This is a genomic window from Koromonas humicola (assembly GCF_059726255.1).
This window is the reverse complement of sequence record NZ_AP040873.1, coordinates 67,110-93,874: the sequence shown is the minus strand read 5'-3', so window position 1 is coordinate 93,874 and position 26,765 is coordinate 67,110. Positions and strand designations below refer to the sequence as shown.

The 26,765-nt window shown below is 56.8% G+C and carries 23 protein-coding genes; 12 read left to right on the top strand and 11 right to left on the bottom strand.

All coding sequences use genetic code 11. The annotated features are described in order from the left end of the window. Window positions 1-43: 43 nt before the first annotated feature. A complete protein-coding gene (locus AC6IZD_RS00425; RefSeq protein ID WP_497785701.1) occupies window positions 44-1,576 on the bottom strand; it encodes a DUF6798 domain-containing protein in 1,533 nt (510 codons plus the stop codon). A 204-nt stretch (window positions 1,577-1,780) separates the two neighbouring features. On the opposite strand from AC6IZD_RS00425, the gene AC6IZD_RS00420 reads away from it, so the two are divergent. The 3 genes from AC6IZD_RS00420 (at window position 1,781) to AC6IZD_RS00410 (ending at window position 6,039) form a co-directional block, all read left to right on the top strand. Then, the gene (locus AC6IZD_RS00420; RefSeq protein ID WP_497785700.1) at window positions 1,781-4,531 is read left to right on the top strand and encodes a tetratricopeptide repeat protein; all 2,751 of its coding nucleotides are present in this window, start codon (window positions 1,781-1,783) and stop codon (window positions 4,529-4,531) included. Window positions 4,532-4,657: 126 nt separating this feature from the next. After that, window positions 4,658-5,023 carry a hypothetical protein gene (locus tag AC6IZD_RS00415; RefSeq protein ID WP_497785699.1) on the top strand — a complete coding sequence of 122 codons (366 nt, stop codon included), beginning with the start codon at window positions 4,658-4,660 and terminating at the stop codon, window positions 5,021-5,023. 128 nt (window positions 5,024-5,151) lie between these two features. Beyond that, a complete protein-coding gene (locus AC6IZD_RS00410) occupies window positions 5,152-6,039 on the top strand; it encodes an LOG family protein (protein ID WP_497785698.1) in 888 nt (295 codons plus the stop codon). A gap of 64 nt (window positions 6,040-6,103) precedes the next feature. Here the strand turns inward: AC6IZD_RS00410 and AC6IZD_RS00405 are convergent, their stop codons facing one another. Further along, window positions 6,104-6,643, bottom strand: coding sequence for a hypothetical protein (locus AC6IZD_RS00405; protein WP_497785697.1), 540 nt, complete (start codon window positions 6,641-6,643; stop codon window positions 6,104-6,106). An 81-nt stretch (window positions 6,644-6,724) separates the two neighbouring features. Here AC6IZD_RS00405 and AC6IZD_RS00400 point away from each other — a divergent pair, with 81 nt between their 5' ends. The 3 genes from AC6IZD_RS00400 (at window position 6,725) to AC6IZD_RS00390 (ending at window position 10,208) form a co-directional block, all read left to right on the top strand. Further along, window positions 6,725-8,200 carry a hypothetical protein gene (locus AC6IZD_RS00400; RefSeq protein WP_497785696.1) on the top strand — a complete coding sequence of 492 codons (1,476 nt, stop codon included), beginning with the start codon at window positions 6,725-6,727 and terminating at the stop codon, window positions 8,198-8,200. Between the two features lie 222 nt (window positions 8,201-8,422). Beyond that, on the top strand, window positions 8,423-9,583 hold the full coding sequence (locus AC6IZD_RS00395; RefSeq protein WP_497785695.1) for a YsnF/AvaK domain-containing protein: 1,161 nt from the start codon (window positions 8,423-8,425) through the stop codon (window positions 9,581-9,583). 235 nt (window positions 9,584-9,818) lie between these two features. Further along, window positions 9,819-10,208, top strand: a complete 390-nt coding sequence (locus AC6IZD_RS00390) for a hypothetical protein (RefSeq protein WP_497785694.1) — start codon at window positions 9,819-9,821, stop codon at window positions 10,206-10,208. 72 nt (window positions 10,209-10,280) lie between these two features. Here AC6IZD_RS00390 and AC6IZD_RS00385 read toward each other — a convergent pair whose 3' ends face one another. The 7 genes from AC6IZD_RS00385 to AC6IZD_RS00355 form a co-directional block, all read right to left on the bottom strand. Further along, window positions 10,281-11,774 carry a DUF4097 family beta strand repeat-containing protein gene (locus AC6IZD_RS00385; protein WP_497785693.1) on the bottom strand — a complete coding sequence of 498 codons (1,494 nt, stop codon included), beginning with the start codon at window positions 11,772-11,774 and terminating at the stop codon, window positions 10,281-10,283. Continuing rightward, on the bottom strand, window positions 11,767-12,141 hold the full coding sequence (locus AC6IZD_RS00380) for a LiaI-LiaF-like domain-containing protein (protein WP_497785692.1): 375 nt from the start codon (window positions 12,139-12,141) through the stop codon (window positions 11,767-11,769). The genes AC6IZD_RS00385 and AC6IZD_RS00380 overlap by 8 nt, the downstream gene beginning before the upstream one ends. 10 nt (window positions 12,142-12,151) lie before the next feature. After that, window positions 12,152-13,087, bottom strand: a complete 936-nt coding sequence (locus tag AC6IZD_RS00375; RefSeq protein WP_497785691.1) for a LiaI-LiaF-like domain-containing protein — start codon at window positions 13,085-13,087, stop codon at window positions 12,152-12,154. Next, window positions 13,084-13,827 (bottom strand): anti-sigma factor family protein, encoded by a 744-nt coding sequence (locus AC6IZD_RS00370; protein WP_497785690.1) that lies wholly within the window; start codon window positions 13,825-13,827, stop codon window positions 13,084-13,086. The genes AC6IZD_RS00375 and AC6IZD_RS00370 overlap by 4 nt, the downstream gene beginning before the upstream one ends. A gap of 58 nt (window positions 13,828-13,885) precedes the next feature. Beyond that, window positions 13,886-14,533 (bottom strand): RNA polymerase sigma factor, encoded by a 648-nt coding sequence (locus AC6IZD_RS00365; protein WP_497785689.1) that lies wholly within the window; start codon window positions 14,531-14,533, stop codon window positions 13,886-13,888. Window positions 14,534-14,867: 334 nt separating this feature from the next. Then, window positions 14,868-16,313 carry a M16 family metallopeptidase gene (locus tag AC6IZD_RS00360; RefSeq protein WP_497785688.1) on the bottom strand — a complete coding sequence of 482 codons (1,446 nt, stop codon included), beginning with the start codon at window positions 16,311-16,313 and terminating at the stop codon, window positions 14,868-14,870. Then, window positions 16,313-17,842 carry a M16 family metallopeptidase gene (locus AC6IZD_RS00355; RefSeq protein ID WP_497785687.1) on the bottom strand — a complete coding sequence of 510 codons (1,530 nt, stop codon included), beginning with the start codon at window positions 17,840-17,842 and terminating at the stop codon, window positions 16,313-16,315. The genes AC6IZD_RS00360 and AC6IZD_RS00355 overlap by 1 nt, the downstream gene beginning before the upstream one ends. 229 nt (window positions 17,843-18,071) lie before the next feature. On the opposite strand from AC6IZD_RS00355, the gene AC6IZD_RS00350 reads away from it, so the two are divergent. From AC6IZD_RS00350 to AC6IZD_RS00340, 3 genes are all read left to right on the top strand, one after another. Then, window positions 18,072-18,452, top strand: a complete 381-nt coding sequence (locus AC6IZD_RS00350; RefSeq protein WP_497785686.1) for an RNA-binding S4 domain-containing protein — start codon at window positions 18,072-18,074, stop codon at window positions 18,450-18,452. A 165-nt stretch (window positions 18,453-18,617) separates the two neighbouring features. Next, the gene (locus tag AC6IZD_RS00345; RefSeq protein WP_497785685.1) at window positions 18,618-19,913 is read left to right on the top strand and encodes a metal-dependent hydrolase family protein; all 1,296 of its coding nucleotides are present in this window, start codon (window positions 18,618-18,620) and stop codon (window positions 19,911-19,913) included. Window positions 19,914-20,006: 93 nt separating this feature from the next. Then, entirely contained in the window at window positions 20,007-20,405 is a 399-nt protein-coding gene (locus AC6IZD_RS00340; RefSeq protein WP_497785684.1) for a bleomycin resistance protein, read from the top strand. 383 nt (window positions 20,406-20,788) lie between these two features. Here AC6IZD_RS00340 and AC6IZD_RS00335 read toward each other — a convergent pair whose 3' ends face one another. Then, window positions 20,789-21,211, bottom strand: coding sequence for a DUF1801 domain-containing protein (locus tag AC6IZD_RS00335; protein ID WP_497785682.1), 423 nt, complete (start codon window positions 21,209-21,211; stop codon window positions 20,789-20,791). Between the two features lie 244 nt (window positions 21,212-21,455). Between AC6IZD_RS00335 and AC6IZD_RS00330 the strand changes: the two genes are divergently transcribed. Further along, window positions 21,456-21,932 carry a VOC family protein gene (locus AC6IZD_RS00330; protein ID WP_497785681.1) on the top strand — a complete coding sequence of 159 codons (477 nt, stop codon included), beginning with the start codon at window positions 21,456-21,458 and terminating at the stop codon, window positions 21,930-21,932. A 96-nt stretch (window positions 21,933-22,028) separates the two neighbouring features. On the opposite strand, the gene AC6IZD_RS00325 is transcribed toward AC6IZD_RS00330, so the two are convergent. Beyond that, the gene (locus AC6IZD_RS00325) at window positions 22,029-23,153 is read right to left on the bottom strand and encodes a hypothetical protein (RefSeq protein ID WP_497785679.1); all 1,125 of its coding nucleotides are present in this window, start codon (window positions 23,151-23,153) and stop codon (window positions 22,029-22,031) included. Window positions 23,154-23,843: 690 nt separating this feature from the next. Here AC6IZD_RS00325 and AC6IZD_RS00320 point away from each other — a divergent pair. Both AC6IZD_RS00320 and AC6IZD_RS00315 read left to right on the top strand, forming a co-directional pair. Continuing rightward, a complete protein-coding gene (locus AC6IZD_RS00320; RefSeq protein WP_497785677.1) occupies window positions 23,844-24,911 on the top strand; it encodes an isoaspartyl peptidase/L-asparaginase family protein in 1,068 nt (355 codons plus the stop codon). Window positions 24,912-24,975: 64 nt separating this feature from the next. Next, complete coding sequence (locus tag AC6IZD_RS00315; protein WP_497785676.1) at window positions 24,976-26,691, top strand: glycosyltransferase family 39 protein; 1,716 nt, start codon at window positions 24,976-24,978, stop codon at window positions 26,689-26,691. Window positions 26,692-26,765 lie beyond the last annotated feature (74 nt).

Here is a 26,765-nt window from a genome sequence, read left to right as displayed (position 1 = left end):
GAAGGCAAGAATGTTCCCGCCTGAATTTTCAGCTTCGAAAGTTTCACCTTATCTTACAAACGCTGACGGCTGAATTGCGATAAGGACAGTCCAGAGAGTTGTTCCCATCCTGCAATTTCCGAATTTCCGCGTTTGGCAACAGAGTCCAATCAACCCCGAACCGCTGATGCAAACGCTGGAAGTCAGCCTCGGTGAACTGGTTCCAATTATCCAGCGCATGTACCTCGCGTGACCAGCGGCTTGCCAATTCTGGAAACAACAACGCCACCCCCGGGTCCTTGTCCCAATCGGCCATTTGCCCCCGTTCGGCCAGCGCCCGGAAGCCGTGATAATCCTCGCCCCGAAGCTTCATGTAATGAGGATCAAGCACAAAATACGCGTCCACCGGAGTATTCGCCTTTATCCAGTCGAACGCCTCCACCCAGGCATTACCGGTACTGTGACCGGGCCACTCAATATGGCGAGACGACGGAAACGATTCGAACTGCGCATAGCTCATTCCCATGCAAATCGGCACAATCAGCAGAGCCCAGCGCCAAAGCTTCAGACGCAATACGAATTCCGCCAGCAACGCTCCACCCAGCATGATCATGACCAGGTATGTAAGGTGGAGGATCCGCAACGGCTGAAACGGTGTGAGCCTCTCTAACTGCGGAGGAATCGTGATCACGCATCCGGCCACAACTCCCAATGCTCCGAAGATAGCCGTTCGCATTGCTACAGCCGACGCCGCAGTGAACCCTCTTTTGCGTGCGAACCGCGCCATTGCCCATAGAACTAATATCGGAGCAATCGCACCGATCCACTCATACCATTCCCATCGCAATAAATAATGTTGCGTTCGCGTGCGAGCGGCTTCCCTCCACTCCGGGCTTCCCTTCTCCAGCATTGAACCCAGCAGCACCGGCGTAAAACTTGCAATCATCACCGACCGGTTCGCCACCGCGCGCCACGGCACCACCAGCAGCGCAAGGAAAATCAATCCATAGAACGCCATCTGGATGTGCACGAGCACAGCGCCGATCATCATAAGCGCGGCTAACGCGTAGCTGCCCTCGGCAACTTTTGCGCCCCACGCTCGTGGAGCGACGCAGGCGCAGGCGAACAAAATTAGCGCCGTCGCCAGCGTTCGCGGGTGCAGATGCTGATCCACGATGAAAATGGAGGTTCCCGCAACGGGCAGTGTCAGGAGCGACGCAACCAGCAGAAGCCCGCCCAATCGCGCACGAAATTGCGTGAACATTCGGGATAAAAAGGCCCACACCCCGGCGAAAAGCGCGAGCAGGGTGCCGAGATAGTAACCGAAGTCCACCCAATCCACCGGAGCGTGCAGCACTCGCGCGGTGAGACCTACCAGATCGTCAAACAGCGTTGGCCCCGTCTGTGGGCGGAAGAAGTCAGCGTCGTGCGGATAGAGCGCGGGATTTACGTGTGCTTTGACGGCCGCCAGGTAAATGGCTTCATCTTCAATCCCATAGTGATAGCCGTGAATGGCAACACTCGCTCCAACAACCATCAGGAGCAGCACGAGCAGACGGAATCGCGAGATGGACATCCCTGCCGAGGAAGGTTCCATGACGAGCAAACCCTAACGCTACTGAGAACTGGAAGGCATGTCAATCCAATGGGACATGTCCCCCCATGTTGAAATTGGGGGCTTTGGATGGTTTCGGGCAAACCAGAGCTGTGTTACCGTAAGGCCAAATACAAGGTCTCTCCCTGCGTACGCAATTTGGCAGTCGCGGTCAGCAGCCGGATGCAGGCGCTTTGGAGTGCAATCATGTTCGGGTTCGGTTTCAATAAAGACAAGTCGCGGGCCAATGCAGAGCGTTACCTGCAGCAGAACAAACTGCAGCACGCCATCACCGAATACGAAAAGATACTGCAGGTCGAGCCAAAAGATCTCGCCATCCTCAATCAGGTCGGGGACATTTACTCGCGCCTTGGGCAGAACGAAAAGGCTATCGAGCGCTTCCGCGTGGTGGGTGATTCCTACGCCCACGATGGCTTCACCCTAAAAGCCATCGCGATGTACAAGAAGATCACCAAGCTCGATCCGAATGGATTGCAGGCGCTCGAAAAACTGGCTGAACTCTACCGCAAGCAAGGCTTGGTCGCCGATGCGCGCTCCACATTATTAGCCGCCGCCGACGCGTACACCCGCAAAGGTCAATCCAAGGAAACGCTACGCCTGCTGAAGCAGTTGGTCCTGTTTGATCCGGAGAACATTCAGGTTATATCCCGAACCGCCGACCTGATGACTCAAAGCGGCCAGAAGAATGAAGCCAAAGAGATGCTGTCGCAGACGGCCAATACGCTCGTCATGCGCCGTGCGCTCGATCCTGCGCAGAAGATTCTCGACCGCCTGATCGCACTCGACCGCTCCAACTTGCGGGCACAGGAACTGCGGGCCCAGGTGATGCTCGAACTCGGAGACGCTGAAAAAGCAGTCGAACTCTACGAGGCGATTCCCGATCTTGATTCGCGGGCCGATGGACTTCGCAATCTGCTAGCAGCCTACCTCAAGCTGAACAAGCTGGAAGAAGCCTACGTCCTGTGCCGTAAGTTGATGACCGTCCACCACGATGCGGACGGAGTCTTGAAAGTCGCGAGCCAACTCTACAAGGAGAACGAGACACTAAAAGCCCTCGCTCTATACAGCGATTTCTCGTCAGAAGTATTGGCCCACGATAAAGAAGAGGTCGTCGCTCATCTGCACGGGTCAGTATCTCGCGTCCGCAACAATCCCGAGGCCCTGCAAACTATTTATCAGTTGTTCCAGCGTGCTGGAGAGAGCTCAATGCTGGCCGAGGTGCTCGAACTCCTCGCCCACGCCTGCGTGCAGTCCGAGCAGCTTGAGCGCGCTCGCGACGCATACAAAGAGCTGATCGAGCTTGAGCCCGAGAACTCTTCTCACCTCCAGGGATACCGGCAAGTCTGCGCCCGACTCAATCCGGGCGAAGCTCCCGCGCCTGTGCCTGCCCCCGCACCCAAGCCGGAGATACAGCCTCGAACTTTGGAGGAGTTCCTCACCACCGAGGAACCGAAGCTTCCTGAACAACATTACGAGCCATATATAGAAGAGGAGATCGCCGCCGCCCTGACCGAGGCCGAACTGTGCGAATCCTTCTCCTCCAAGGCTCGCGGCATCAAGTTCCTCGAGTCCGTTCTGCAAAAAGCGCCAGACGATCTGAAGGTGAATCGCAGCCTTGCCAACCTCTACAACGTGGAGGGACAAACAACAAACGCTGCCGCATGTTATTCCACCATGCAACGCGTGCTCGAGGGACTCGGCAAGCTCGAAGCTGCCGCGTACTACGCCAATCTGGCTGGGGGCGCGCATACAACGACTTGGGAAGCTGGCAGCGGTGAATTTAAGGCCAGCGACTTCGATCTTGGATCGGGCGATGCTCTCTCCGGCAGCACCGAAGAAATCGATCTCTCAGGCGAGTGGGAATCAGTCTGGCAGGAAGAGACCAACCAGAGCTTCGACCCCGCCACTCCCAGCGCAGCGGTGGAATTTCCATCTGCCGCGCCTGTTCAGCCCGCGTCCGCCAGTTCTGAGAACATTGCGGAACTCCTGCAGGAAGCCCGGTTCTGCCTTGCGCAAAAAATATGGTCGGAGGCGGAATCGGCCCTCCAGCGATTGACACTGGCCTGCCCCGATCATCCCGAACTGCCAGCCTTGCGGGCAGACTTGCAGCGCAGCGCACCAACGCCCCACTCCCAACCCGCGGCTACGCGTGATCAGGGCTTTGCTCCAGTTGAAGTCATCGAATTGGGCGAGAGCGGAGCAGCGCCGTTCGATCTCGGGCCATCAGAAGTTTCGAATCAACTCACCGCTCCTGCAGCGGCACCGACCTTGAGTTCGCTTGCTGCAGAGCTTGATTTCGAATTGGGCGACAGCTTTGCTCCTGCCCCGCAGCCCCGACACGAAACTCCGGCGGTAGCCCCTCGCCCGGTGCAACCTGCAGCGAGTGCGCCCATCCCCCCTGCGCCGGTGCCGGTGCATACCACTCCGCAACCTGAATTCGTGCCGCAATTGGCGGTGGAGCCCGAACCTGAGCCTGAACCCGCTCCCCAGTCAAACGTCTTTGGCAGTTTGCTGCACGATTTCGAGCAGGATCTTGCCGCTCCCCACGAAGAGGACGAAGATCCCGAAACCCACTTCAATCTCGGGATTGCTTTCCGCGAAATGGGCCTCCTCGATGAAGCCATTGGTGAGCTTCAAAAGGTGTGCCGCACCTCCGGAAGACTGAGTCCGAGCCGGATGCAGCAAGCCTACATCTGGTTGGCGACCTGCTTTGTCGAGAAAGCAGTGCCTGAGGCATCTTTCAAGTGGTTTCTCAAAGCTCTGGAAGTCGCACCGGATGAGGAATCACGCACGGCTGTGAATTACGAATTGGCCAGTGCCTATGAAGCTGCCGGTCGAAAGCATGAAGCGCTTGACCGATTTATGGAAGTCTATGGCACCAATATCGACTACCGTGACGTCGCAACGCGCATTCGCGAATTGCGTGCCGCCATCTAGGAATATTGGTTAAACGTATTTTCATCTGAAACTATCAAGCCGCGATTCTGTCTTTTGCGTTCTTCAGCGTAGAATCAAACACGTGTGCTTTCGAGACACTGCCTTAGGCGATGTCTTGACCACGGTATGCCAATCACGGGAAAACGGGAACGCATCGAAAAGACGATGGAAGCAGGACCGCTGAAGCAGACGTCACAACCGCCGGCGCCGGAGCCACAGTCCGGTCAGCGTGTGCCGAACTCCACGCATCCGCCCGTATGGGCGCAGCGCCTCTTGCTAGTGATCGAGGTCGCCATCGCGGTCTGGGCGGGAATTCTCGTCATGGTTCTCCCGTGGACGCGTCTGTGGACCGAGAATCCGTTGCTGGCAGCTTGGCCTTCCGTGAAGGCGATTCTCAATCTCGGATTCGTGCGCGGAATGATCTCAGGAATCGGCCTCGTCGATGTATGGATGGGGATTTCCGATGCCACACACTTTCGCGATATTCGGTAGGGATTCGCTACGCTGGTTTCTGCCAAAGTTACAGTCGCCAAACTCGCCCACCGATATCTTCATCCAACGTTTGCCGGAAGCAGACGGCTGCTGAAGTTGTTTGAAACACTTTGAACGCATAGTTTCATATGGCTGATCAGACGAAAAATACCAATCATCGCGCACCCCTTGCCTACGAAAACGAAACCTTCCTTCAGGGACCTGATGGACGCCCCCTGCGCATTCTGGCTGAGTACACAGAACCTCTGGCCCGATTCCGCCGCGAGAAGATCCAGGACACAGTTGTGTTCTTTGGCTCAGCGCGATTCCGAAGCCTGAGCAGCGCCGAGGAAGCAGTGCAACTCCTCGCGCGCCCCGGCTCAGCGGAACCTGCCCCTGAGCACGAGCAGGAGAGACATCGTGCGCAGCGCGCCGTTGACATGGCCCACTACTACGAAGACGCCCGCCGACTGGCCTTCATGCTCACCGAGTGGACGCTGACTCTTGCGGGCAAGCGGCATCGGTTTGTCGTCACCACCGGTGGAGGCCCGGGCATCATGGAAGCGGCCAACCGCGGAGCACATGAAGCTGGGGGCAAGACGATCGGACTGAATATCGCCCTGCCTTTTGAGCAAGTGCCCAATCCTTACATCACTCCAGAACTCAATTTCGAGTTCCACTACTTCTTCATGCGTAAGCTGTGGTTCGCTTACCTGGCGAAGGGACTCGTGGTGTTCCCCGGCGGCTTTGGCACGCTTGATGAGTTGTTCGAAATCCTCACGCTGGCACAAACCGAGAAATTGGCGAAGAAGATGACTGTTCTTCTCTACGGCGAAGAGTACTGGCGCCGAGTGCTGAATCTGGAGGCGCTTGCCGACGCCGGAACGATTGCACCCGACGATGTGAACCTGTTCACCTTCGTGAATTCTCCGGAAGAGGCATTCGACAAGCTGAAGGAGAGCCTGGTTCGCGATCACCTTCAGTTCCCGCCTCAAGCAAACCGGCATCAGCCAGAGATTGCCAGCACGCGAAGCTAGTTTTTAGACGCAAGGAACCGCCGCGCCCTCGAAGCACGGCGGTTCTTTCATTCGAGTAGGGAATCTAAGCCACCCAGGTACTTTTCACCGCCACTGCACCTACGCACCACATCAGCGCATCTTCCAGTTTCTCGCGTGACAGGCCACTCTCTTCCAGGAAGCTGGCAAACTCAGGATTCTCGCGCAGCCTTCCAGCCAACAATCCCAGCACCGCTGCATACTCATCGGGAACACTCATCTTCACCGCTTTGAGCAGATCGTCAAAGACTGCGATGGTGTCAAACAGCGCACCGTCGCCATCTTCGTTCTGCGAGTTCGCGAAGTAGAGGGCCTCGCTGATGTCACACAGCATCTCCATCTCTGTCGGCACCGGACGCACGTCTTTGAAGCCGTTGTCGCTGGCTTTCAGTGCTGTTGCTGCGCAATCGGTGCTGTGGAAGAACAGGATGCGGTCACCAAACGTAATGGGGGTTTCGTCTCCGTTCTCTACTCCGATAACTGTATAGAATTGCGGCCCTTCGGCAGCCGGATCGAGACGAAATCCGATCAGGTATAGTTCGCGGCTCACCGGACGTGGCGGAAATGGAACAAATTCACTGTTCATACATGCATTCTATTGCGAAACTTTCGTCCCGGGCTTGAGTTAACTGTATGGAGAGACTTCTCTCGAACGATGAGGACAGCCATGCGCAAACTCGTTCTCACATTGCTTACCGCTGGTGCTCTAAGTCTTCTAATATCCTGCGGTGGATCTTCGAGTAGTAACTTTACTCCTGTTCCCACACCTCCCTCTTCTGGAAACAATGCCGGATACAGCACGTCGAGCCTAAATGGAACCTATGTATTTGCCGCGAACGGCTCGAACCCAAACAATTTCTATGCCGTAGCCGGAACTTTCACTGCCGACGGTAAAGGCACCATCACCGGGGGCACCCGTGACACCACCAACGATGGCGGTGCACAAGCCCTGAACGAGACAGTCAAAGGTTCTTATACTGTCAATCAGGATGGACGAGGACAACTGACGCTCCGTGGCGGCACAGGTCAGGCCATTTATCGCTTTGTGATGCAAGCCAGCGGCGAAGCCTCACTGCTTGAAATCTCGAACAGCAATGACGCCACTGGCAGGATCCTGCCCCAACCCAATCCCACCTCCACCGCAGTACAAGGGCAGGTCACGTACATCGTGCGCCTTGATGGGGAGGATCAAGCACTGAACATTTACGGCGCGGTGGGAGCGCTCACAATTAATTCCGCGGGCAATACCATTTCCGGCACAATCGACGAAAACGACACTGGTACATTCCGCCCGCAGTTGGCCGTGACCGGCAGCTTCAATTTCGGAACTTCGCGCGGCACAGCGAGCTACACCTCGAACGGTGTAACCCACAACTTCGTCGTATATCCACTTGCTCAGGACCGAATTGAACTGATCAGCACCGATCGCAATTTCTTCCTGCACGGCTACGGCTACGCGCAGAAATCAATTGCCCCCGACGTAGCGACATTCAAGGGAGATCACGTCTTCGAGATTTCCGGATATGACAGCTACGGCCCCATTGTCGAGACCGGGCGGCTGACTCTTGACGGCACTGGAGCGATCTTGAATGCAGTTGAAGATTTCAACGACGCAGGATCGTACTCGGACGCAGTCAGCTTCGGCGGTAATTACTCCGTTGCAGCCACTGGCCGCTGGACTGCCACCCTGAAGTATTCGAATTCAACAATGGACATCGTGGGATGGCAGGTTTCGCCCCGATTGTCGCTGATGATGGTCACTGGCTCCTCAGTAGCCAACTACGCCATCGTCGAGACCGGCGAAATGCGAGCACAAACGACCGGCCTTACCTTGGCGAACATCTCCGGGAATTATGCAGAGAATCTCTCCGGAACTCTCACCACCGGAGGCACAACTGAATCGGCAGGAAACTTCGACGCTGACGGTGCCGGAGGTCTCATCGGAACCATCGATTCGCAGACGCCCACAAGCATCGACACCGATGTAGCGCAGTCGGGCAATTACTCCATCACCAGCAACGGACGCGGCACCGGAACCATCGGCAACGTTCCCGTGCACTTCTATGCAACGGACGCGAACACTCTCTACCTGATCTCGACCGATCCCAATCGCGTGTATCAGGGAATGATGAATAAGCAATAAAAGTTCACTGAAATCAAATCCCCGGCCTCAGCGCTGGGGATTTTCTTTTTGCGTTTGCGACTGAGCGCGCCAGATCGCGAAAAACCTTTGCTCCCATTTATTCCGCGCAATGAATGCGCATCTGACCGATAGAACGATAAACAGCAGCTCAATAGGTGTGCAGAACTTCGTCGGCTCGCATGATTGAGCCCACACCTACAGTCGCGAACAAAGGAGTCCTGGATGTCCGCAAACAACTATCCCCTGGGCGAAGATGTGGGACGTAATTCTGAACGAATTACAGCATTCTTCTCCAATCAAAACGATGCATACCGCGCACTCACCGAACTCAAGCAACAAGGCTTTAGCAATGACCAGATCGGAGTAGCCGCGCTCAATAGCGAAGCCAGCTCCACTGGCACCTCCGGCAACGCGGCGATCGATTCTCCCGACAATGCATCCAGGAGAATGCGTCCGGACGAGGGCACAGGCAACTTGGGCCGCATCGACACGAATGTCAGCGATCCGAACAACGCGTCTTCTCTCCGCATGCGTCCTGATGAGGGAATCACAACCGAAAGCCGTCTCGACACTAACGTCAGTGAACCGAATGCAGCGTCTCTCCGCATGCGTCCTGACGAGACTGAAGGAGTGCACCACGAAGGAAGTCATCGCTCTTTTTGGCAGGACATAAAAGGGTTCTTCTCCGGTGAGAGCCAAGACGAGGATACCGATTTCCGAACCTCCACTCAGGGCATGAACTGGTCCGATGATCGCTACGACTACTACTCCCGCGGCCTGAACTCGGGAGGAGCCATCGTCACCGTTGTGGGTGGAGACCTCACAACCGCGCGTACCATACTTGAGCGATGCGGCGGCGATCTGCGCGAGAGCGGATTCGAGTCGTTCGACACCACCCAAACTGCAACTCGTCGCACTGCAACCGACGAAATCGGAACACGATTCGGCACCAACACCAGCGACTACACTGACGTCGAAAATCAGCGCATCCAGCTTCGCGGCGAACTACTGCGAGCTCACCGCGAACGCGTCCAGCGCGGCGATGTGCGTCTGCGCAAGGAAGTCGTAACGGAAAACCAGACCATCGAAGTTCCCGTCACGCGTGAAGAACTGGTAATTGAACGAGTACAGCCCACCGGCACCACTGCTTCTGGACAGATAGGCGACAACGAGGAAATCCGCGTGCCTCTCTCTGAGGAGCGGGTCGTTCCCGAAAAGCAGCAAGTGGTAAACGAAGAAGTTCGTGTAGGAAAACGAGAAGTAACCAGTACCGAAAAGGTGTCGGGCGATGTACGACACGAAGAACTACGTGTTGAGGGCGACAAGGATCTGGTCGAAAACCCGGATGTGACCCCGCCTCGCAGAAAGAAGCCAGCGGCATAACCCGCTAAATCGCATATGTTCTTCTGTCGTTGGCCCCAAAACCCCGATCCGCAGGCCGGATCGGGGTTTTCTCTGATTGCCAAGATTTGCCCTTTTCTGCAAGCTTGCGTCAAGATTGAAAGCACTTAGTGAAAAAGGTAACGTTCTCTGCTCGTGACCGCTTTCGCTTTCTCACGCTCAGAGGTACTATCAAATTTCATCTGTACTGAATTTCCTGGCAGCAACGGGGATGGGCATGAAAATTGGTGATTGGCTGAAATCAGAAGTCGAATACGGCCGCGATCTCGCGGGCTCAGGATGGAGCGGTGCGCGCGCCGCTTATGAACTGGTGCTGGAAGGCCAGCGCGTCGGCGAGGTTCTCGGACGTTCCGTGCGTGCCTCCTGGGCGCCTACCCTCGCAGGTGCGGGCATTGGCGCTCTCTGCGGCGTTCTGGTGCAGCGGCGTAAACCAAAGCCAGCCGCAGTTGCTGCTCTCAGCATTGTCGGTGCCGTCGTAGGCTTTACTGCCGGCGTGGCGTGGGACACTCGTCAGCTCTCCTCAGGAATCGCCCGTGGAGCCATGCGCAACATGGGTACCACCCGTGATTCGCACTGGCTTGGCAAGCACCCCATCAACTTCGGTTGATCTGTATCCGCATTTCTCAGGCAAAAAGAAAACCGGAGAGCTTAGCTCTCCGGTTTTGCTTGCAGCAAATTCTTACATCACCTCGACATCTCCAACCTTCTTGCCCGCCTTAGGCGGCTTTGGTGGTTTGGGAGGTTTCGCCGAAGGCTCAGGGCTTTCGGGTGCAGAGCCGTCCAGCTTGCTTATCTCAATGTCGCCGGTATCCGCAGTGACATTGATCTTCACGCCACCCTTACCCACCGTTCCCGAAGCACTGGAGACATTGTTCCTCCCCATCGCCCGGTTGTTGTCAAACTCATTGTTGATGTCGCCGTGATGCGTCACTGCCTGATACTGGAAGTTCGCCTTCGGATGAAGCCTCAGGTGCACATCTCCGTGATGCGTCGTCAGGTCGAGATTCCCGAGCGCGGCGGCGGAATTGTTTTCCAGGTTTATGTCGCCTCGGTCATCGTTGATTCGGACGTCGCCCTTCAGATTGCGCAGATTGACATCCTTCGCCTTGGTCGTAAGCGCCACTGGGCCAAGCAATCCATCGCCCTGCAGATCGCCGGAATCCATCGTCAGGTCGCCATCAAGCTTTGCGAACTGCAGATCGGTCCTTGAAGTGCGAATCGTGACCCCCTTCGCCAGCTTCGAAAGCCGAGTATCGCCAAAGATGTCGGACGTGACGAACACTGTTCCAGACACCGTGTCGAGCGACAGGTCGTCAAGGCGGCCATCCACGTTGACGTTGCCGCTGATGTTCATGGCGTGCAGCGAACCATGACGGCTCACCACGTTCACATTTCCCGTAACCTGATCCAGTGTCACGTCACCGCGATCCGAGTTCACTTTGATATCGCCCGTGCGCTGCGTCACCGAAATGTCGCCGCGTCGCTGAGTGATCTCCAGGTCAGCCTTCACCGGCACGAACAGTTCGAGGTCGGATGCCACACCCTTCGGACCGGCGCCCTCCGTGTTGCCCTGAATGTCGAGCACACGTCCCTGCACCTGAATCTTTGGCATGGTCGCACCGTTCGTCGAGTTGCTTTCGTTCTGGCTACCAGCGAAGATGCGCTTGTGGTACACGACCTTGACCTGCGGCTGATCCCAGTTGTTTACCGTGATGTTGCCGCGATCCAGAGTGAGCCGTACTGCGCCGTTGGCGGGCAGATCCTGCGATAGCTCGCCGTCATAGGTGTACTCGCTGCCGAACAAATGCAGCAGATCCTGATCCACATCGACGTTGTCGCGAATATTGCCCCAGTTAATGTCATTGCGGCCATGGAACGCGGCGCTCATCCCGCCGCCAACCATGATCACCAGAATCAGAAGAAAGATCGTACCTCCGCCCAACGCTGGCACCGGACGCTCTGCGCTGCGTGCCGCAAAAAACTCTGCCAGTCGCACCAAGCCAACCAGAACCAGCAGCAGAGGCCAATACTTCACAAAATAGTGGAACAGCGGGATCGTGTACCCGAAATTCCTGAGCAGGAACAACACGCCAATCACGATCAGGATCAGCGGTCCTACAATCGATCTCCGACGAGGCGGAGGAGGAACGTACACCGGAGCAGGGCTAGCCATTGTGCGCCTCCTTCTCAGCATTGCCGCTCCCCAAGGCACCCGCAATCGGGGCTGGTGGCGGAGTCACGATCGGGCCTTGGGCTGCACCCGGATTCGGGGCCGCGTCATACTGCGCCCCGTAGTGCGCCATGTACGGAGGCGCATACTGCCCGGGGTTCACGTGCCCGCTCGCGGGCAACACATACCGGACCACTTTGATTGCACCAACAACGATCAGCAGAATCGGCCACGTACGGTGAAACGGATAGTCGGCCATATTGGCCAGCAAGAACAGAATGCCAATGGTGATCAGCACGGCTGGCCCGGTCAGGCCGTGCGTACTGCAACGGCCACATCTGCATGCAGGATTCGGTCGATAGTAGCTCATAGCCGCCTCCTCACCGTGCCTCACGCTGGCGTCTGACGAAGAGCCAAACACCAATCGTGATCAGGATTACCGGCCAGAAGTGCATAACCCAGTTGAAGCTGAACCAGCCGAGATTCGCCATCAGCAAGATCACGCCCAGCCCGATCAGAATGATTGCTCCCACCGGATTGCGGTCGCGCTCCTTTGGCGGAGGCGGATAGCTTGGAGCCGTGTAGTACGTCCCCTCCTGCCCGGCGTAGTACGTACCCTGCGGACCAGCACCTGGCGCCTCACCCGTTGCGGTTGCGCTCGGAGCACCTTCCGCGTTAGGTGCAACATTTGCCTGCGTACCCGGCGTGCTCCCAGGAGTCGCTCCGCCCGCATTCTGCCAATGGTGCCCGAATTCCCGCGCAACGTTCTCCATGCGCGTTCCCATCTGCTCGCCCGCGTGCTCCATACGATCGCGGAACGTGCCCTCACGCGACTCGAACATTGCGTTCAGGCCCAGTGGGTCAGGCAGAGGCTGCCCGTATCTGCGCGCCTTGGCCGTTGACCAGGCGTCGAAGACCATGTAGAAGAACCATGCCGCAATCAACAGGCCGGCAAAACCGCCCATGCCGTGATCCGACATCCAGATCAGGGTAGCCAATACAATGACGTGTACGAATCCCTTTAAGAACTGGCCGTTATAAAACGCACCCACGCCAGGGATGAAACCCAGCACAAAAGCCAATCCTGGGCTCGCATCCTCAGGAGCGCGCGGCGGAGGCGGTACTGCTCCGGCCGAAGGTCCATACGTGCCCGCGCCCGTTCCGAAATTTCCCACACCGGGATTAATCCGGGCCGCCAGGCAGGATTCGCAGAAGATCGTTCCCTGCACATCGCGTTTGCATACCTCGCAGAGCGCCTTGCCACAGGTGCGACAGTAAGCTACCGCTGCCGCGTCGGGGTGTTGTGCGCAGTTCATATCTCTCTCCTCTGCTTCGCAAGTATGCCGGGATGAGCCATCCATTGCGGCTCACCTCCATTCAACGATGCCTGCATGACAACGTTCTGACCGAGACTGAATTCACGGTGCTGACGCCGATCTGGCTCGCTGTTCTGGTTCTGCTCCTGGGTCTGATTGTTCTTGTCATTGTGACGGTTCCTCTGTTCGCGCTCGCTCTCATCCGTAGCGTTCCGCAGGTCCCGCACTCGCGACTCAATCTCGTACACCAGGCGCATATTCTCGTAATATTTCATCAGCTTGTTTTGACTGCTATAAAACGTATGACTCAGGTTGTGAGGCGTCAGATCCTTGATCCGGATCTGGGCCATGTTCAATACCAGGGTGATGGAGAAGAACGCCATACCCATCGACATTCCGAAACGCGGCGTCATCACGGGCGCAAACACAATGCGCGTCTGCGTGATTAAGCGCTGCCACACCGAACGCTTTGGCTCGGCCTTGGCCGCCTTCTCGGCTGCGCCACTGGTGGCAACCAGAATGTTGTGTACCAGGTTTCGTGGAGGCTCGACCTCCTCGACCTCGCTGAGCCACGCCAATCCACTCACGACTTCGGCGTACATCGTGCCGCACGCGACGCATTCCGACTTATGCCGCTCGAAGCGTTCACGCCGCTCACCCGTCAGCGTGCCGTCGATTGCCTCCGCCAGCAGAGCGTCGAACTCTGTGCACTGCATCTCGGGTTTTGTTTCGCCCAACATCTCAATTCACCCCTCGCCTTGTTAGCTCTCAAGCTACCGGATCCATCACCCATCCGGGTTACAGGGCTTGTTTATAAGTACGCTGCAACAGCCTCGCCAGTTCCGCCCTGCCACGATTGATTCTGCTTTTTACCGTTCCTTCAGGCACTTTCAGCACTTGGGCTATCTCGCGATAGTCCATATCCTGCAAATCCCTTAAGATGACCGCCTCGCGCAGGTCTGGAGAGATCTGCTGCAAAGCCCGATGCACCATTTCCCGCCGTTCACGGCTTTCCACATGAGCGTCAGCGCCCGAAGCGCCCGAGGCCAGCCTGTCAGCCAACGTCGGCCCGTCCTCATCCTCCGTTTGCAGCGAATCGATAGAGTCGGTCGCCCGGTCGTTTCGGGTTTTTCGGAAATGATCGACCAGCAGGTTACGGGCTACGGTGGTCACCCAGGTATTGAAAGAGGCCTTTTCGCCGTCGAAACTGCTCACCGTACGAAAGATTTTGATGAAAACTTCCTGGGTCAAATCCTGCGCATCGTCCGCCGAACCCGCGAATCGGTAGCAGATGTTGTACACGCGACGATGAAAGCGCTGGACGAGTTCTTCCCAGGCGACAGTGTCACCGGATGCACAGCGGCGTACAAGTTGTGCAACGACTTGTGCCTCTTCCACCCGAGCCTCCGCCTGACGGCTTTGAGCAGCCGTGAACAGAGTCAGCATGGGCGAACTAGCGGCCATGCTGACTTAATACGAAATTTCAGCGCAAAAAGTTCACTGGAGAGGTTTCTGGATTGCTGTATCAGCGGGTGCCCCAGCTTCGGCGCGCGTTTCGTGCGCGGCTAACGTGGGAGAGCAAAGCGCCTCTGGCTACGCCAATCCTTGAACCGGTCCGAGAGACTGTAAACCCCTGAATTCTATCAGGCTCCAGACATTCCCCCGAGCCCTTGGCCCAAGCTTAAGAGGCTACGTTCCATTCTGGTTAACCTCCTATCGCAACACGCAACAAAAGGCCCGGCGTACTTGCCCGGGCCTTAACAGAAGGTATTCGTTTGAGCTACTTAGACACGGCTCCCGGCGCTGGAATCGAGATGTCCAGAGTGGTTACCGTGCCAAACGATGCCAAGGGCCGATCAAACTCGCTGGCCTTCCCAACCACCAGAACGGCCATTCGGTCTTTTTTCATGTACTTCTGGGAGACGCGGGAGATGTCGGCGGCAGTCACTTTTTCGATCCCGGAACGGTATTTCTCCAGGAAATCCGAAGGATAGCCGTAGAACTCGTACGTCATTCTCTCGCTCATTACTGCCTGCTTCGACGCGAAACGGAACACGAAAGAGTTCAGCAGAGACTTCTTAGCCTTCTCCAGTTCGTCTGGCGTGACCGGATTACTCTTCAATCCGTCCATTTCCGCATACAAGGCATCAATCGCCGCCGCAGTGGATTTGCTCTTGGTCGCCACATATAGGGTCAGCATGCCGGGATGGTCGTAGTCCGCCTGCACAGCGCCACCCACCGCGTAAGCCAGCCCCTTCACCGAACGTATGTTGCTGAACAATCGCGACGAGAATCCCTCGCCGAAAAACTGGTTGAACACTTCCAGTGCGTAGTAGTCCGGATCGTCGAACCTCGTGCCGTTGTCTAGCATGCGCACGATGCTGGTCGTGACGTCATCCTTCGGAGCAAAGTACACTCCGGGCTTCGGTCCCGGGAAGGTGATTTTGGTCTTCTGTGCCGCAGGCCCTTTTGGCCAAGAATCGAAGGCCTTCCGCAGCTTGACCTCCATTTCCTTCGAATCGAAGTCGCCCACCACACCCAGAATGATGTTGTTCGGATGAACGTACTGCTTGTGCCAGTCGATCAGGTCCTGGCGGGTAATCCGTGCCACCGTGGCATACTCCGGCACGATGGCGTATGGGTTCTTCTCGCCATAAACCAGTTTCGCGGCTTCGCGCGATGAAATCTCGAACGGTGTATCGTTGCGCCGAGCGATCGAAGTGGTCACATGGTTCTTCGAGATGGGAATCTTGTCTTCGCGGAATTCAGGATTTCGCAACAGTTCGGCATAAACTCCGAACACTTCGTCGAAATTCTGTTTCAAGCAGTCCCAACTGGCGAAGTTCGAATCGCGGCGGCCAGTGATCTCAATACTTGCCGCCCGCATCGCCAAATAGTCATCCAGTTGGTCGCCCGTCTTGTCCTTCGTGCCGCCATTGCGCCATACCTGACTGTAGATCCACGTCAGACCAGACTTTTCCGCCGGCTCATCAATCGAGCCGCCGCGAATTCTCGCCGTACCACGAACAAATGGCAGTTCATGATCTTCCTGCAGGAAAATCACCATCCCGTTAGCCAGCTGAATCCGCTTCGGAACCTGCGGCTTAAAAGCATGCAGCGGAGGCGCCTGAATCTGCTTGTAATCCGTAGCCTGACCTTGCGCCACGGGAACAAACGCCAGCAACGAAACCACAATCGTCAGTGCAATTCTTGAAAGACGCTTCATTATTGCGCCTCCTTCGCGGCAGTAGCCGACTGCGCAAGCTTGGTCGACTCAATCAATCCCACCGTGCGGTTCGACTCGACAAATGTGGCGCTCGCCACGCGGCGAATGTCAGCCTTCGTGACAGCGTCGATGCGGTCCACTTGCCGGAACAGTTCCCGCCAATCGCCAAAGAGTGTTTGCGCATTGCCCAACTGCATCGCCAACCCAAAGTTATTGCCCAATTGCCTCAGCAGATCGGCCTTCGTGCGAGCCTTCACCATCTGAAGTTCGTCGTCCGTGATTTCTTCTTTTTTCAGCCGATCAATCTCCGCATGCACCGCATCGCGAACCTCTGCCGCAGTGTGTCCGGGTGTCGGCTCTGCATAGAAAGCAAACAGGTTCGGATACTTGCGCCCTGGGAATGCGTTGAAGCCCGCCGTGTCGCGCGCGATCTTCTTATCCCTTACGAGCGAACGGTACAGGCGCGAAGTCCGGCCATTCGACAGCAGGTCCTCCAGCGCGTCATACACGGCACTGTCTTTGTCCTTCGCATCGGGCTTGTGATAGCCCTCAAGGAACATTGGCTGCGACGCTTCATGCAAGATCACGACGCGCTCTGCCTTCTGCGGAGGCTCGGCCGTGCGCACTGGATCCGGCTTTGGCGCGGCTGGCAGGCGTCCAAAATACTTCTCGATCACCGGCATCAATTCGCTCGACTTCACGTCTCCAACGACCGTCAGCACCATGTTCGAAGGAACGTAGTACGTTTTATAGAACTTCTCAGCATCTGTCTCGGAGAACGACTCAAGATCCGAAGGCCATCCCACAACAGGCCGACCATACGAATGCGCGATGAATGCCACGCCGAGGAACTCTTCCATCAGGCGTCCCATCGGCTGGCTCTCACCTAACCGCCGCTCCTCGTAAACAACGTCCCGCTCTTTGTAGAACTCGCGCATCACTGGATGCAGAAAACGCTCCGACTCGAGATACGCCCACAGTTCGACCTGATTCGACGGCAGTGAATAGAAGTATCCCGTTTGCTCGTTCGAGGTGAATGCGTTCAAACCAACGCCGCCGTTCTCCTGAACGATCCTGCCGAACTGGTTTTCGACTGCATACTTCTGAGCAGCCTGAATCGCGTCTTTCCAGTCCTTTTCCAACTGCGCGACTTTCTTCTCGTCGCGGCCTACTGCCTTGCGGCGCTCTTTATCGAATGCCTGGTACGCCTGCTCCACCTTCTCAAGCGCGACCTTCTCCTCGGCATAGTTGCTAGTGCCGATCTTGTCCGTGCCCTTAAAGGCCATGTGTTCGAACATGTGCGCCAAGCCCGTTATACCCGGCACCTCGCGGTCTGATCCCACATCGACATTGGTGAAGAATGAGAACACAGGAGCTTCGGGCCTCTCGCAAACGATCACCGTCAATCCGTTGTCCAGAGTCTTGACCGTGATGCGCTTTTCAAACGACTTGAGGTCCTGCGCCTGTGTGAAGGATATGAAGAGAAACAGAAACGCGAACAGAACAGAAAACTTCCGAAGTCTTATCATGCGACTCGCTCCCGCACAGATGCAGTTGAGTGAACGACGCTATAACAACGCTCGGAACTGAGGAAAGAATGAGCAGCTCAGAATATACCCCGCTCCCTGAACTGTCGTGTATCTCTGCTACAGAATCGAAAACCGAAGGACAATCACCATCCCAAATCCGAATCACGGACAAACAATGAATGGAAGTACCCACCCTGCTCAAAACGCTGTTCTGTAGGAAAATAAGCACATGACCTCGGTACGCATCGACAAGTGGCTCTGGGCCGCGCGCTTCTTCAAAACCCGCTCGCTAGCCGCAAAGGCCTGTGAACTCGGACGCATTCTGCTCAACAGCCAGCCCGCGAAACCCGCCCGCGAAATCCGCGTTGGAGACAAACTCCAGGTCACAAACGACGGCGGCATCTTTCAGATCGAAGTGCTCGGACTGAGCGATGTGCGCGGCCCTGCTCCCGTCGCACAAGCCCTCTATCGCGAGAGCGAAGAAAGCATTGAACAGCGCAAGAAAGCCGTTGCCGAACGCCGCGCCCTTGCCGAATGGGAAATCCTCCCGCCCACTCGCCCTTCCAAGCGCGACCGTCGCCAAATCATCAAATTCCGCGGACGCAGCTAGTACATACACAAGAAACGCGGGTGCCCCATTTCTGCCGGTGCCGGGTGCCCCAGGTTCGCGCCGCGACTTTTGCGGCGTTAACCTAGGAGAGCACACTGCCTGCATCTCTCAACTCACGTTACGCAAGCGATAATCACCTCTCGTTACCGTGCTACCATCTTGCGCATGTCACGCACGTTACGATCCGCACTGACTTCGCTATTCATCGCCATCTTCGCCGCCTCACTCGTCGCGCAGCAGCCCACCGAAGCCAAGCCCGAACTCACGGTCCTGCACGCCGCGCACATGCTCGATGTGGAACACGGCACGCTCATCTCTCCCGGCGAAATTCTCATCCGAGGCAATCGCATCGCCGAAGCCGGTCCGTCAGTCACGCATCCCGCCGGAGCCAAGGTCATCGACCTCGGAAATCTCACCCTGATGCCGGGCCTCATCGACTCCCACATTCATCTCTTCCTGCATCCCGGCGCCGAAGACCTGCAGACCGTCGTCGAGTCGGTCCCCGAGCGCACTCTCATCGCCGCGTCCGCCGCGCGCGAAGACCTCATGGCCGGATTCACCGCCGAGCGCGACATGGGCACCGAAGGCGCAGGCTCAGCCGACACCGCCGTGCGCAACGCCATCGACTCCGGACTCATCCCCGGCCCGCGCCTCCGCGTCAGCGGCAACGCAATCGACATCCTCGGCGGACACGAAGACGCCATCCACTACAATCCCGCCGAACACATCTCGTCGAACGCCACCTACGCCAACACCGCCGACGACCTCGTCCGCGTGATCCGCCAGCAAATCAAGGAAGGTGCCGACTTCATCAAGATTTACGAAACGGGACGTGACCAACTCGTCGACGGCCGATTCACCACGCCATACCAGTACACCGAGGCGCAGATTGCCGCAGCCGTCGCTGAAACCGCGCGCGTCGGAACCCGAGTCGGAGTCCACGCCACCGGGGAGCCCGGAACGCTCTTTGCCGCTCGCGCCGGAGTCGCATCCATCGACCACGCCGACCAGCTCTCACCGGAAACCATGCGCATCATGCGCGAAAAGCAGATCTACGCCGTGCCGACCTTCGCCATCTCGGAATACTTCGCGCTCCACGCCGACTCACCTGCGTCCGCGCAGCGCCGCCGCGCTATGTTCGACTACCACGTCGCGGAATTCAAGAAACAGCTCGCGGCCGGAGTCCCCATGGCCATTGGCTCCGACGTAGGCCCCTTCCCCCACGGCACGCAAGCCCGCGAATACGAATTGATGGTGCAATTCGGCATGTCTCCCGCTGACACCCTTCGCGCCGGACTCATCAATGGCGCTCGCCTTCTCGGATGGCAGAACGAAATCGGCCAACTCAAACCCAACTTCTACGCCGACATCATCGCCGTCCCCGGCAATCCACTGGCCGACATCTCGGTACTAAAGAACGTTCGCTTCGTGATGAAGAACGGAGTGGTTTACAAGCAATAGCCGAACAAAAGGTGGCCCGGAGTTGGCGCCTTTCCAACTCTGGGGCTGTTTACATCTGCTCGACATCCCACCATCTAGCATGCGGGAGCTGCGATGAAGATTGTTCCTGTGCTGAAGTGTAGTGATTTAGAAAGATCCGTGCAGTTTTACACAAGAATTCTCGACTTCGAACGCGTGTGGCCCGGACACGAAGATCTCGAGATGGCCAACGGAGTCATTGACCTAATTCGAGACGGAGCCCAGCTCCAACTCTCGCACCATGCGGGAGATGGTGCCTTCGGTTCACTGATACGCGTGTTTGTGAACGACGTTGACGAGCGTTATCTGACGTTTCGCAAACGCGGGTTAGACACGACCCTGCGTCCAGAATCTCCAATTCACACTGCTCCAGTTGATCAGACTTGGGGACTTCGTGAGTTTGCCGTGACTGATCCAGACGGTAATGGCTTGTGCTTCTGCATGCCCATAGAACAAGCTTCGCAACGTGACTAAACACTCCTAGACATCTGTTTACTCACTGCGATTGTGGGGCAGATGGCAGGTGGCAGGGCGGGTGGCCCAGAGTTGGCGTTTTTCCAACTCTGGGGCTGATTGCATCCTCTCGACTCACAGCTCGAAATCTCTCTAACGAAATTTCTTCCCAGACTCGGGTGCCCCAGGTTCACGGAGCGAAGCGGAGTTAACCTGGGCAGGTGGCCCAGAGTTGGCGTTTTTCCAACTCTGGGGCTGATTGCATCTCCTCGACTCTCAATTCGAAATCTCTCTAACGAAATTTCTTCCCAGACTCGGGTGGCCCAGGTTCACGGAGCGAAGCGGAGCTAACCTGGGATTCCACCAGTCGGTCGTCTTTCAGTTCATGTGAGAGCAGTAACAACCTAACTTGCCCGCTTGCTGCTCGCTCTCTGAGACTTGCTCTTGCCCTCAAGATTCAGCGCCACCGCCGCACGAATAAGTTCCTTCAACGCCGCTTCATCAATCGCATCCCCTTCGTGAATATCAATTGCGCGCCTGACATTTCCATCCATGCTGGAATTGAATAGCCGCGCAGGGTCCTCCAACGCAGCACCCTTGGCAAACGTCATCTTGACGACATTCTTATATGTCTCTCCCGTGCAGACGATGCCGCCGTGGTACCACGTCGGAGTCCCCCTCCACTTCCATTCTTCGACAATCTCAGGGTCAGCCTTGTGCACGATCTCTCGTACCTTCGCGAGCATTTTGCCGCGCCAGTCTCCTAACTCTTTGATCCTCTCGTCGATCAACACTGAGGCCGATTTCACCGGAACCGTCTCTTTCATATGCCCTCGCACCCAGCTTAGATGCGACCTTCCACCTGTTTTGCGCCGGGCCGAATTCGGAATCAGAACGGACCATTGCCCCCCAAATCGGTGGCCAGAGTTGGCGTTTTCCAACTCTGGGATGATGATCCAGCTTTCCTGCTCATTGAATCTCGCAACACGAAGCTTTGTGGGCGTACTCGCATCCAATCCCCCTGAACAACTGCATTCGCCTTCAACTCGAGCATACGGAGCACACTAGAAGATGAAGCCAAAGAACACGATTTGCCTCTGGTTCGACAAAGATGCGCATGAGGCGGCGCAATTCTACGCCGCCACCTTTCCGGACAGTAAAGTGGTTGCTGTTCACGAGGCCCCTGGCGATTTTCCTGGAGGAAAGAAGGGCGATGTATTGACCGTGGAGTTCACCGTCCTGGGTATCCCCTGTCTCGGTCTCAACGGCGGCCCGACCTTTAAGCACAGCGAAGCCTTCTCCTTCCAGGTTGCGACCGACAATCAGGAGGAGACGGACCGCTACTGGAACGCGATCGTCGGCAATGGCGGCACGGAAAGCGCGTGTGGTTGGTGCAAGGACCGTTGGGGCCTCTCGTGGCAAATCTCTCCGCGCGCCCTGACCGATGCGCTCGCCGCCGGTGGAAGTGAAGCCCGGCGTGCTTTCGAGGCGATGATGACGATGAGAAAGATCGATGTCGCGACGATCGAGGCAGCACGTCGCGGCTGACGTGAATACGGCAACCCGGGTAGCCCAGAGTTGGCGTCTTTCCAACTCTGGGACTGTGTCCCTTAGGCACCATCTCACATTCAAATCGTGCGTGATCTATTTCGGTAGCGCCATCAAGTTCGGGCCACCACAAGTCGGATCGGGTTTCATAGACGCCGAGAGCATCAAATACCCTACTTTGATATCGCGCACTCGGAAATAGAACGGCGGTAGTGGTCTGGATTCACCGCCTGACTTTCCGGGAACGGTCTTTTCCAGCGTTGAATTGATCTGAACTTGGAATACCCCTTGAGCTTTACACCCTCTGACCGGTCCATAGGTCTGCGACTCGTATTCGGTTTCCGACCGCGATGAACGCTTGAATCGATGATGGACGGCTTTCAGCGCGTCGGTCGAGTTCTGCGCCGAAAACAGCAGGGACTCAGACCATGGTGCTGCGAGCCACTCTTCAACAAATCCTCGGGCGTTTATAGCGATAGGCTGAAGCCGCTCAACCCTGTTATCGTCCACGCGATACCGGTAAACAACGCGCCGCTCAAACGCAGCGACGTCCATGCCGCTCTCGTTGATCCGGAACTCGAAGGTGTTGCCGGATGCTTTAATTTTCGGCTCGAAGTCGCCTCGGGAATAGCTTCTCTCAGTGTGCCAAACCACTTTCGGCGAACTCGAACCAGAGATGGGAGATAGAACGTCGATGTCAAACGCGCTGAACCGAGAGCTGCACCAAGGCTTTCCGTGAATAACGACTAGTCGCGGTGTTGAGTCTCCCCGTTCAGGATTGGACAAGATCGCCGAGAGAAAGAAGTCGCCAAATGCGTCCGACACCTCCTTCAAGGGCGGTGCCTGCCAGCGGATCAGCCGCTGCCACTCATCATTTCTAAATTCGTAAAGCAGCAGCATCTGGTCGCTGCCGCACTCTATGTTGATAGAAAAATTGAGTTCGAGCAGGGAGGCGGTGCCGTGCGGTCGAGTTACTCGGACTCTTAGGTTGTGCCCATACGAACGAAATGCTTCGTCGAACCGATGATCGTCTTTGGGAATAATCGTATTTTCGGGGGGCTCTGGCGGATTAGCACTCAGGGCCTCAGCCATCTTGCGCTGCAATTGATCCGGATCAACTGTCTTCGGCGAACAGGAGAGAACGGCGTCAGCAGCGACAACCAGAGCATCCTTAAGTTGTTCCAACTGCTCCCTCGCGGGTGCGGGGACGGCTGTGTTCATCTCCTCTACCTGAGTGCGCTTAAGTTGTTCTTGAAGAGCATGAATTTGCCCCGCGGCATTGGACAGCGCGGTAGGAGAGCAAACAACTTGATCGCCATGCGAAGGTACAGCACAAGCACATACCAGCAAGACGATCGCAAGATATTTCATGCGCGCATTATAGGCGAGTGCAGCTGATTCGGCGGGTGGCCCAGAGTTGGCGCTTTCCAACTCTGGGACTGATTGCATCGAGCAACCCGCTTGAGCAAAGAAAACACATCCGCTGCTTTCGTCACAAACTTCACTCACAGATCAATCTAGCCATAACGGATTCACGCGGGCCTCATAGCTAAACCTACCGCGTCCAGTGCCTTCGTCCCTCAAGCACCATTTCACCCGTGACACAGCCGATCTCGTTAGTGTGTCAAGCCCCAATTTCAAAAAATTCCCCGCAAATGACTGAAGTCCAAAGGAATAAACTCGCAGCCACAGTGAGGGGATCAGGCCTCAATCTTGCTATCCTTAATAGAGAGCATTAGAGCCATATGATTGTGCTCTAACTCCTCTGTTTTGAAATTTTTAGCGGGAAATATGGGGGGGGGTATCCTGGCTGGTATCTGCCGCCAGAATTGCCCGCAGTTTTTTCTTCTCAGCCTTGAGCGATCCGTGAATAATGACGAACCCCTCGCGCGACGTTGTATAACTAACCGCATGAATCTGTTAGCTCGTCTCGTTCTGGTCGGCGGAATCGTCCTCGTGTGTGGCGGTCTCTTCGCGCAATCCGCGCCTCCTCCGCGCAAATGGGCAATTGTGCTTCATGGAGGCGCAGGCGTGATTGAGCGCAACTCCATGACGCCCGAAGCCGAAGCCAACTATCGCGCCGGAATCAAGCAGGCGCTCGATGCCGCTGCCGCCGTCCTCGACAAAGGCGGGTCCGCGCTCGATGCAGTTGAGGCAGCCATCAAGCAGCTCGAGGATAATCCTATGTTCAACGCCGGACGCGGCGCGGTCTTTGCCGCCGACGGCACGAATCAACTCGACTCCGCGATCATGGATGGAAAGACGATGAGCGCTGGAGCCGTTGCCGATGTTCAGCACACGCGTCACCCCATCTCGCTTGCTCGCGCCGTGATGGAGAAGTCACCGCACGTCATGCTCATCGGACCTGGAGCCGATCAGTTCGCGGCAAGCCTGCATCTTGAGCAAGTACCTCCCTCCTTCTTCTTCACCGAGAACCGCTGGCAGGCGCTCGTAAAGGAGCTGACAAAGCAGGGATTGCCGATTCCTCCGCGCCCCGAAGGCGCTCCAGCAGCTCCACCGAAGCCGATCGCACAGTACGAGTCACCCGATGCGCATAAGTTCGGCACCGTCGGCGTCGTCGCGCTAGACCTCCAGGGCAATGTCGCCGCTGGAACCTCCACCGGAGGCACGACAGGCAAGCACTGGAACCGTGTTGGAGACTCTCCTATTATCGGCGCCGGAACCTACGCCTCCAACCAGTCCTGTGCCGTTTCGGCCACCGGAACCGGCGAGTACTTCATCCGCCTCACTGTCGCCCGCACTATCTGCGCTCTTGTGCAGTACAAGGGAATGTCGCTCCAAGCCGCCGCCGACGAGGTCATCCAGAAGCAGCTCAAGGCCATGCATGGGGACGGTGGAATCGTAGCCCTCACCCCCGACGGCCAGCTTGCCTGGAGCTTCAACACCCCTGGAATGTTCCGTGCCAAGCTGCAAGAAGGCGGAAAGCCGCAGATCGCAATCTACCGCGACGAGCCGTAAGCGAATTCCCTGCTCGCGGTCTCGTGCTCGGGTTCACTTGTGGCACTGAATTACACTGTTCCTCATGCAAGTCAACCAGAACCGCGTTCGCGAGCTACTGCTGCTCATCGGACTCTGTGGCCTATTCTTCTTCTTCCGCCTATCCGGGTTCGGACTCCTCGGACCCGATGAACCTCGCTATGCCCAAATCGCCCGCGAAATGCTGGCTCGACACGACTGGGTCACGCCAACGCTCTACGGACACACCTGGCTCGAGAAGCCCATCCTGCTCTACTGGGGCGAGATGCTCTCCTACACCGCTTTCGGAGTCTCGGACTGGGCAGCCCGGGTACCCTCCGCCCTAGCCGCCACCCTGCTCGTCTTCGGAACCTTCCTCGCCGTGCGCCGTTTTCGCCACGCAGCGCGTCTCGACGCAGCGCTTTTCGTAGCCTCCGCGCTCCTCATGCTTGGATTTGCACGCGCTGCAGCCACGGACATGCTCCTGGCCGCACCCTTCTGCCTGTCGCTGTTGGCTTGGTATGGCTGGTACGATGCGACAAAAAAGGGGGCCAGTGGGGAACCACGCTTGGCCTCCTGCCGCATTTGGCTTGTGCTCTTTTATTCGCTCAATGCATTGGCGATGCTTGCCAAAGGGCCTGTCGCTCCCGCTTTGGCCGCATTCATCCTGATTGCGTTTTGCGCCAGTCAGCGGAATCTCAAACTGCTTCTCCGCTCACTCGATCCAATCGGCATTCTTGTGTTTCTGCTGATCGCCGCACCGTGGTATGTGTTGGTTCAGCTTCGCACGCCGGAGTTCTTCAGCGTCTTCTTCCTAAAGAACAACCTAGCCCGTTTCGGCTCCAACCTTTACCGCCACAAGCAGCCCTTCTGGTATTACATCCCTGTCGTATTGCTCGCCACGCTTCCATGGGTGGTGTGGGTTCTGCATGGTCTGATGGATGGATTCCGTGGTCTGCGCGAGCGAGTTAGCCACTCATCCGAAGACGTCGAATTGCAAGAAGACGAACCTTCGTACGTGTTTGAGACGTTTCTGTTCGTCTGGGCGTTGATTCCGATCGTATTTTTCTCGCTGTCTGGGTCGAAACTGCCGGGATACATTCTTCCCTCGATTCCGCCTCTGCTAATCCTCGGCGCTTTGGCGGTTCATCGTCGTGCCGGTCGCGATGAGCGTCCAAGCCGTGTTGCGATTCTGATACACGCTGCCTTGCTAGGCGTGATCGGGGCAGCCTTCTTCATCGCTCCACGCCTGCTGTACAAGCTTCATTCGACTTCGGCCAGCACAATGGCTGCGGCTTTTGCAGGCACGACTATCTTCCTGATTGTCGCTCTGCCGCTGCTCTTCTCTGGATGGCGCATGCTGCGCTTCATCACTTTGTTGCCGCTGATCCTTGCGGTTGGGTTATTCCTGCGCGCTCTGGCACCCACAATGGACGCGACGCAATCCTCACGTCCCGTGGCCGAACTGCTTGAGCACATTGACCAGCCCGGCTCTTTGCCTCTAGCCACGTTCAATATGAGTCGGAACACCGCGTTTGGATTGTCTTTCTATTTGGATCGCCGGGTGGTTCCATACGAGGGCTTGGAGGTTTCTCCTGCTGTATTTGAGATACCTGCAGGCATTCCCGCGTCTTCGCACATTCTTGTGACGCGCGAGGGATCGATCCCTGCACTCAGCTTGCTGCTGCAAAATCGTGGAATGCGGTTCCTGGGCTCGTACCGGGCTCAACACATCGAGATTTACGAAGTGTCTGCGGCAGGCGTACATCCTGAAGGCGACTAACTAATACTGGAGGGGGAGCATACCTTGCGTCACCCCCCTCCAGCAACCATCCTTACCCATTCCCTTTTCACATC

Excerpts from the sequence above, each read along its gene's own strand:
- AC6IZD_RS00425 (WP_497785701.1), bottom strand. The coding sequence starts at position 1,576 with ATGGAACCTTCCTCGGCAGGGATGTCCATCTCGCGATTCCGTCTGCTC.
- AC6IZD_RS00420 (WP_497785700.1), top strand. The coding sequence starts at position 1,781 with ATGTTCGGGTTCGGTTTCAATAAAGACAAGTCGCGGGCCAATGCAGAG.
- AC6IZD_RS00415 (WP_497785699.1), top strand. The coding sequence starts at position 4,658 with ATGCCAATCACGGGAAAACGGGAACGCATCGAAAAGACGATGGAAGCA.
- AC6IZD_RS00410 (WP_497785698.1), top strand. The coding sequence starts at position 5,152 with ATGGCTGATCAGACGAAAAATACCAATCATCGCGCACCCCTTGCCTAC.
- AC6IZD_RS00405 (WP_497785697.1), bottom strand. The coding sequence starts at position 6,643 with ATGAACAGTGAATTTGTTCCATTTCCGCCACGTCCGGTGAGCCGCGAA.
- AC6IZD_RS00400 (WP_497785696.1), top strand. The coding sequence starts at position 6,725 with ATGCGCAAACTCGTTCTCACATTGCTTACCGCTGGTGCTCTAAGTCTT.
- AC6IZD_RS00395 (WP_497785695.1), top strand. The coding sequence starts at position 8,423 with ATGTCCGCAAACAACTATCCCCTGGGCGAAGATGTGGGACGTAATTCT.
- AC6IZD_RS00390 (WP_497785694.1), top strand. The coding sequence starts at position 9,819 with ATGAAAATTGGTGATTGGCTGAAATCAGAAGTCGAATACGGCCGCGAT.
- AC6IZD_RS00385 (WP_497785693.1), bottom strand. The coding sequence starts at position 11,774 with ATGGCTAGCCCTGCTCCGGTGTACGTTCCTCCTCCGCCTCGTCGGAGA.
- AC6IZD_RS00380 (WP_497785692.1), bottom strand. The coding sequence starts at position 12,141 with ATGAGCTACTATCGACCGAATCCTGCATGCAGATGTGGCCGTTGCAGT.
- AC6IZD_RS00375 (WP_497785691.1), bottom strand. The coding sequence starts at position 13,087 with ATGAACTGCGCACAACACCCCGACGCGGCAGCGGTAGCTTACTGTCGC.
- AC6IZD_RS00370 (WP_497785690.1), bottom strand. The coding sequence starts at position 13,827 with ATGTTGGGCGAAACAAAACCCGAGATGCAGTGCACAGAGTTCGACGCT.
- AC6IZD_RS00365 (WP_497785689.1), bottom strand. The coding sequence starts at position 14,533 with ATGCTGACTCTGTTCACGGCTGCTCAAAGCCGTCAGGCGGAGGCTCGG.
- AC6IZD_RS00360 (WP_497785688.1), bottom strand. The coding sequence starts at position 16,313 with ATGAAGCGTCTTTCAAGAATTGCACTGACGATTGTGGTTTCGTTGCTG.
- AC6IZD_RS00355 (WP_497785687.1), bottom strand. The coding sequence starts at position 17,842 with ATGATAAGACTTCGGAAGTTTTCTGTTCTGTTCGCGTTTCTGTTTCTC.
- AC6IZD_RS00350 (WP_497785686.1), top strand. The coding sequence starts at position 18,072 with ATGACCTCGGTACGCATCGACAAGTGGCTCTGGGCCGCGCGCTTCTTC.
- AC6IZD_RS00345 (WP_497785685.1), top strand. The coding sequence starts at position 18,618 with ATGTCACGCACGTTACGATCCGCACTGACTTCGCTATTCATCGCCATC.
- AC6IZD_RS00340 (WP_497785684.1), top strand. The coding sequence starts at position 20,007 with ATGAAGATTGTTCCTGTGCTGAAGTGTAGTGATTTAGAAAGATCCGTG.
- AC6IZD_RS00335 (WP_497785682.1), bottom strand. The coding sequence starts at position 21,211 with ATGAAAGAGACGGTTCCGGTGAAATCGGCCTCAGTGTTGATCGACGAG.
- AC6IZD_RS00330 (WP_497785681.1), top strand. The coding sequence starts at position 21,456 with ATGAAGCCAAAGAACACGATTTGCCTCTGGTTCGACAAAGATGCGCAT.
- AC6IZD_RS00325 (WP_497785679.1), bottom strand. The coding sequence starts at position 23,153 with ATGAACACAGCCGTCCCCGCACCCGCGAGGGAGCAGTTGGAACAACTT.
- AC6IZD_RS00320 (WP_497785677.1), top strand. The coding sequence starts at position 23,844 with ATGAATCTGTTAGCTCGTCTCGTTCTGGTCGGCGGAATCGTCCTCGTG.
- AC6IZD_RS00315 (WP_497785676.1), top strand. The coding sequence starts at position 24,976 with ATGCAAGTCAACCAGAACCGCGTTCGCGAGCTACTGCTGCTCATCGGA.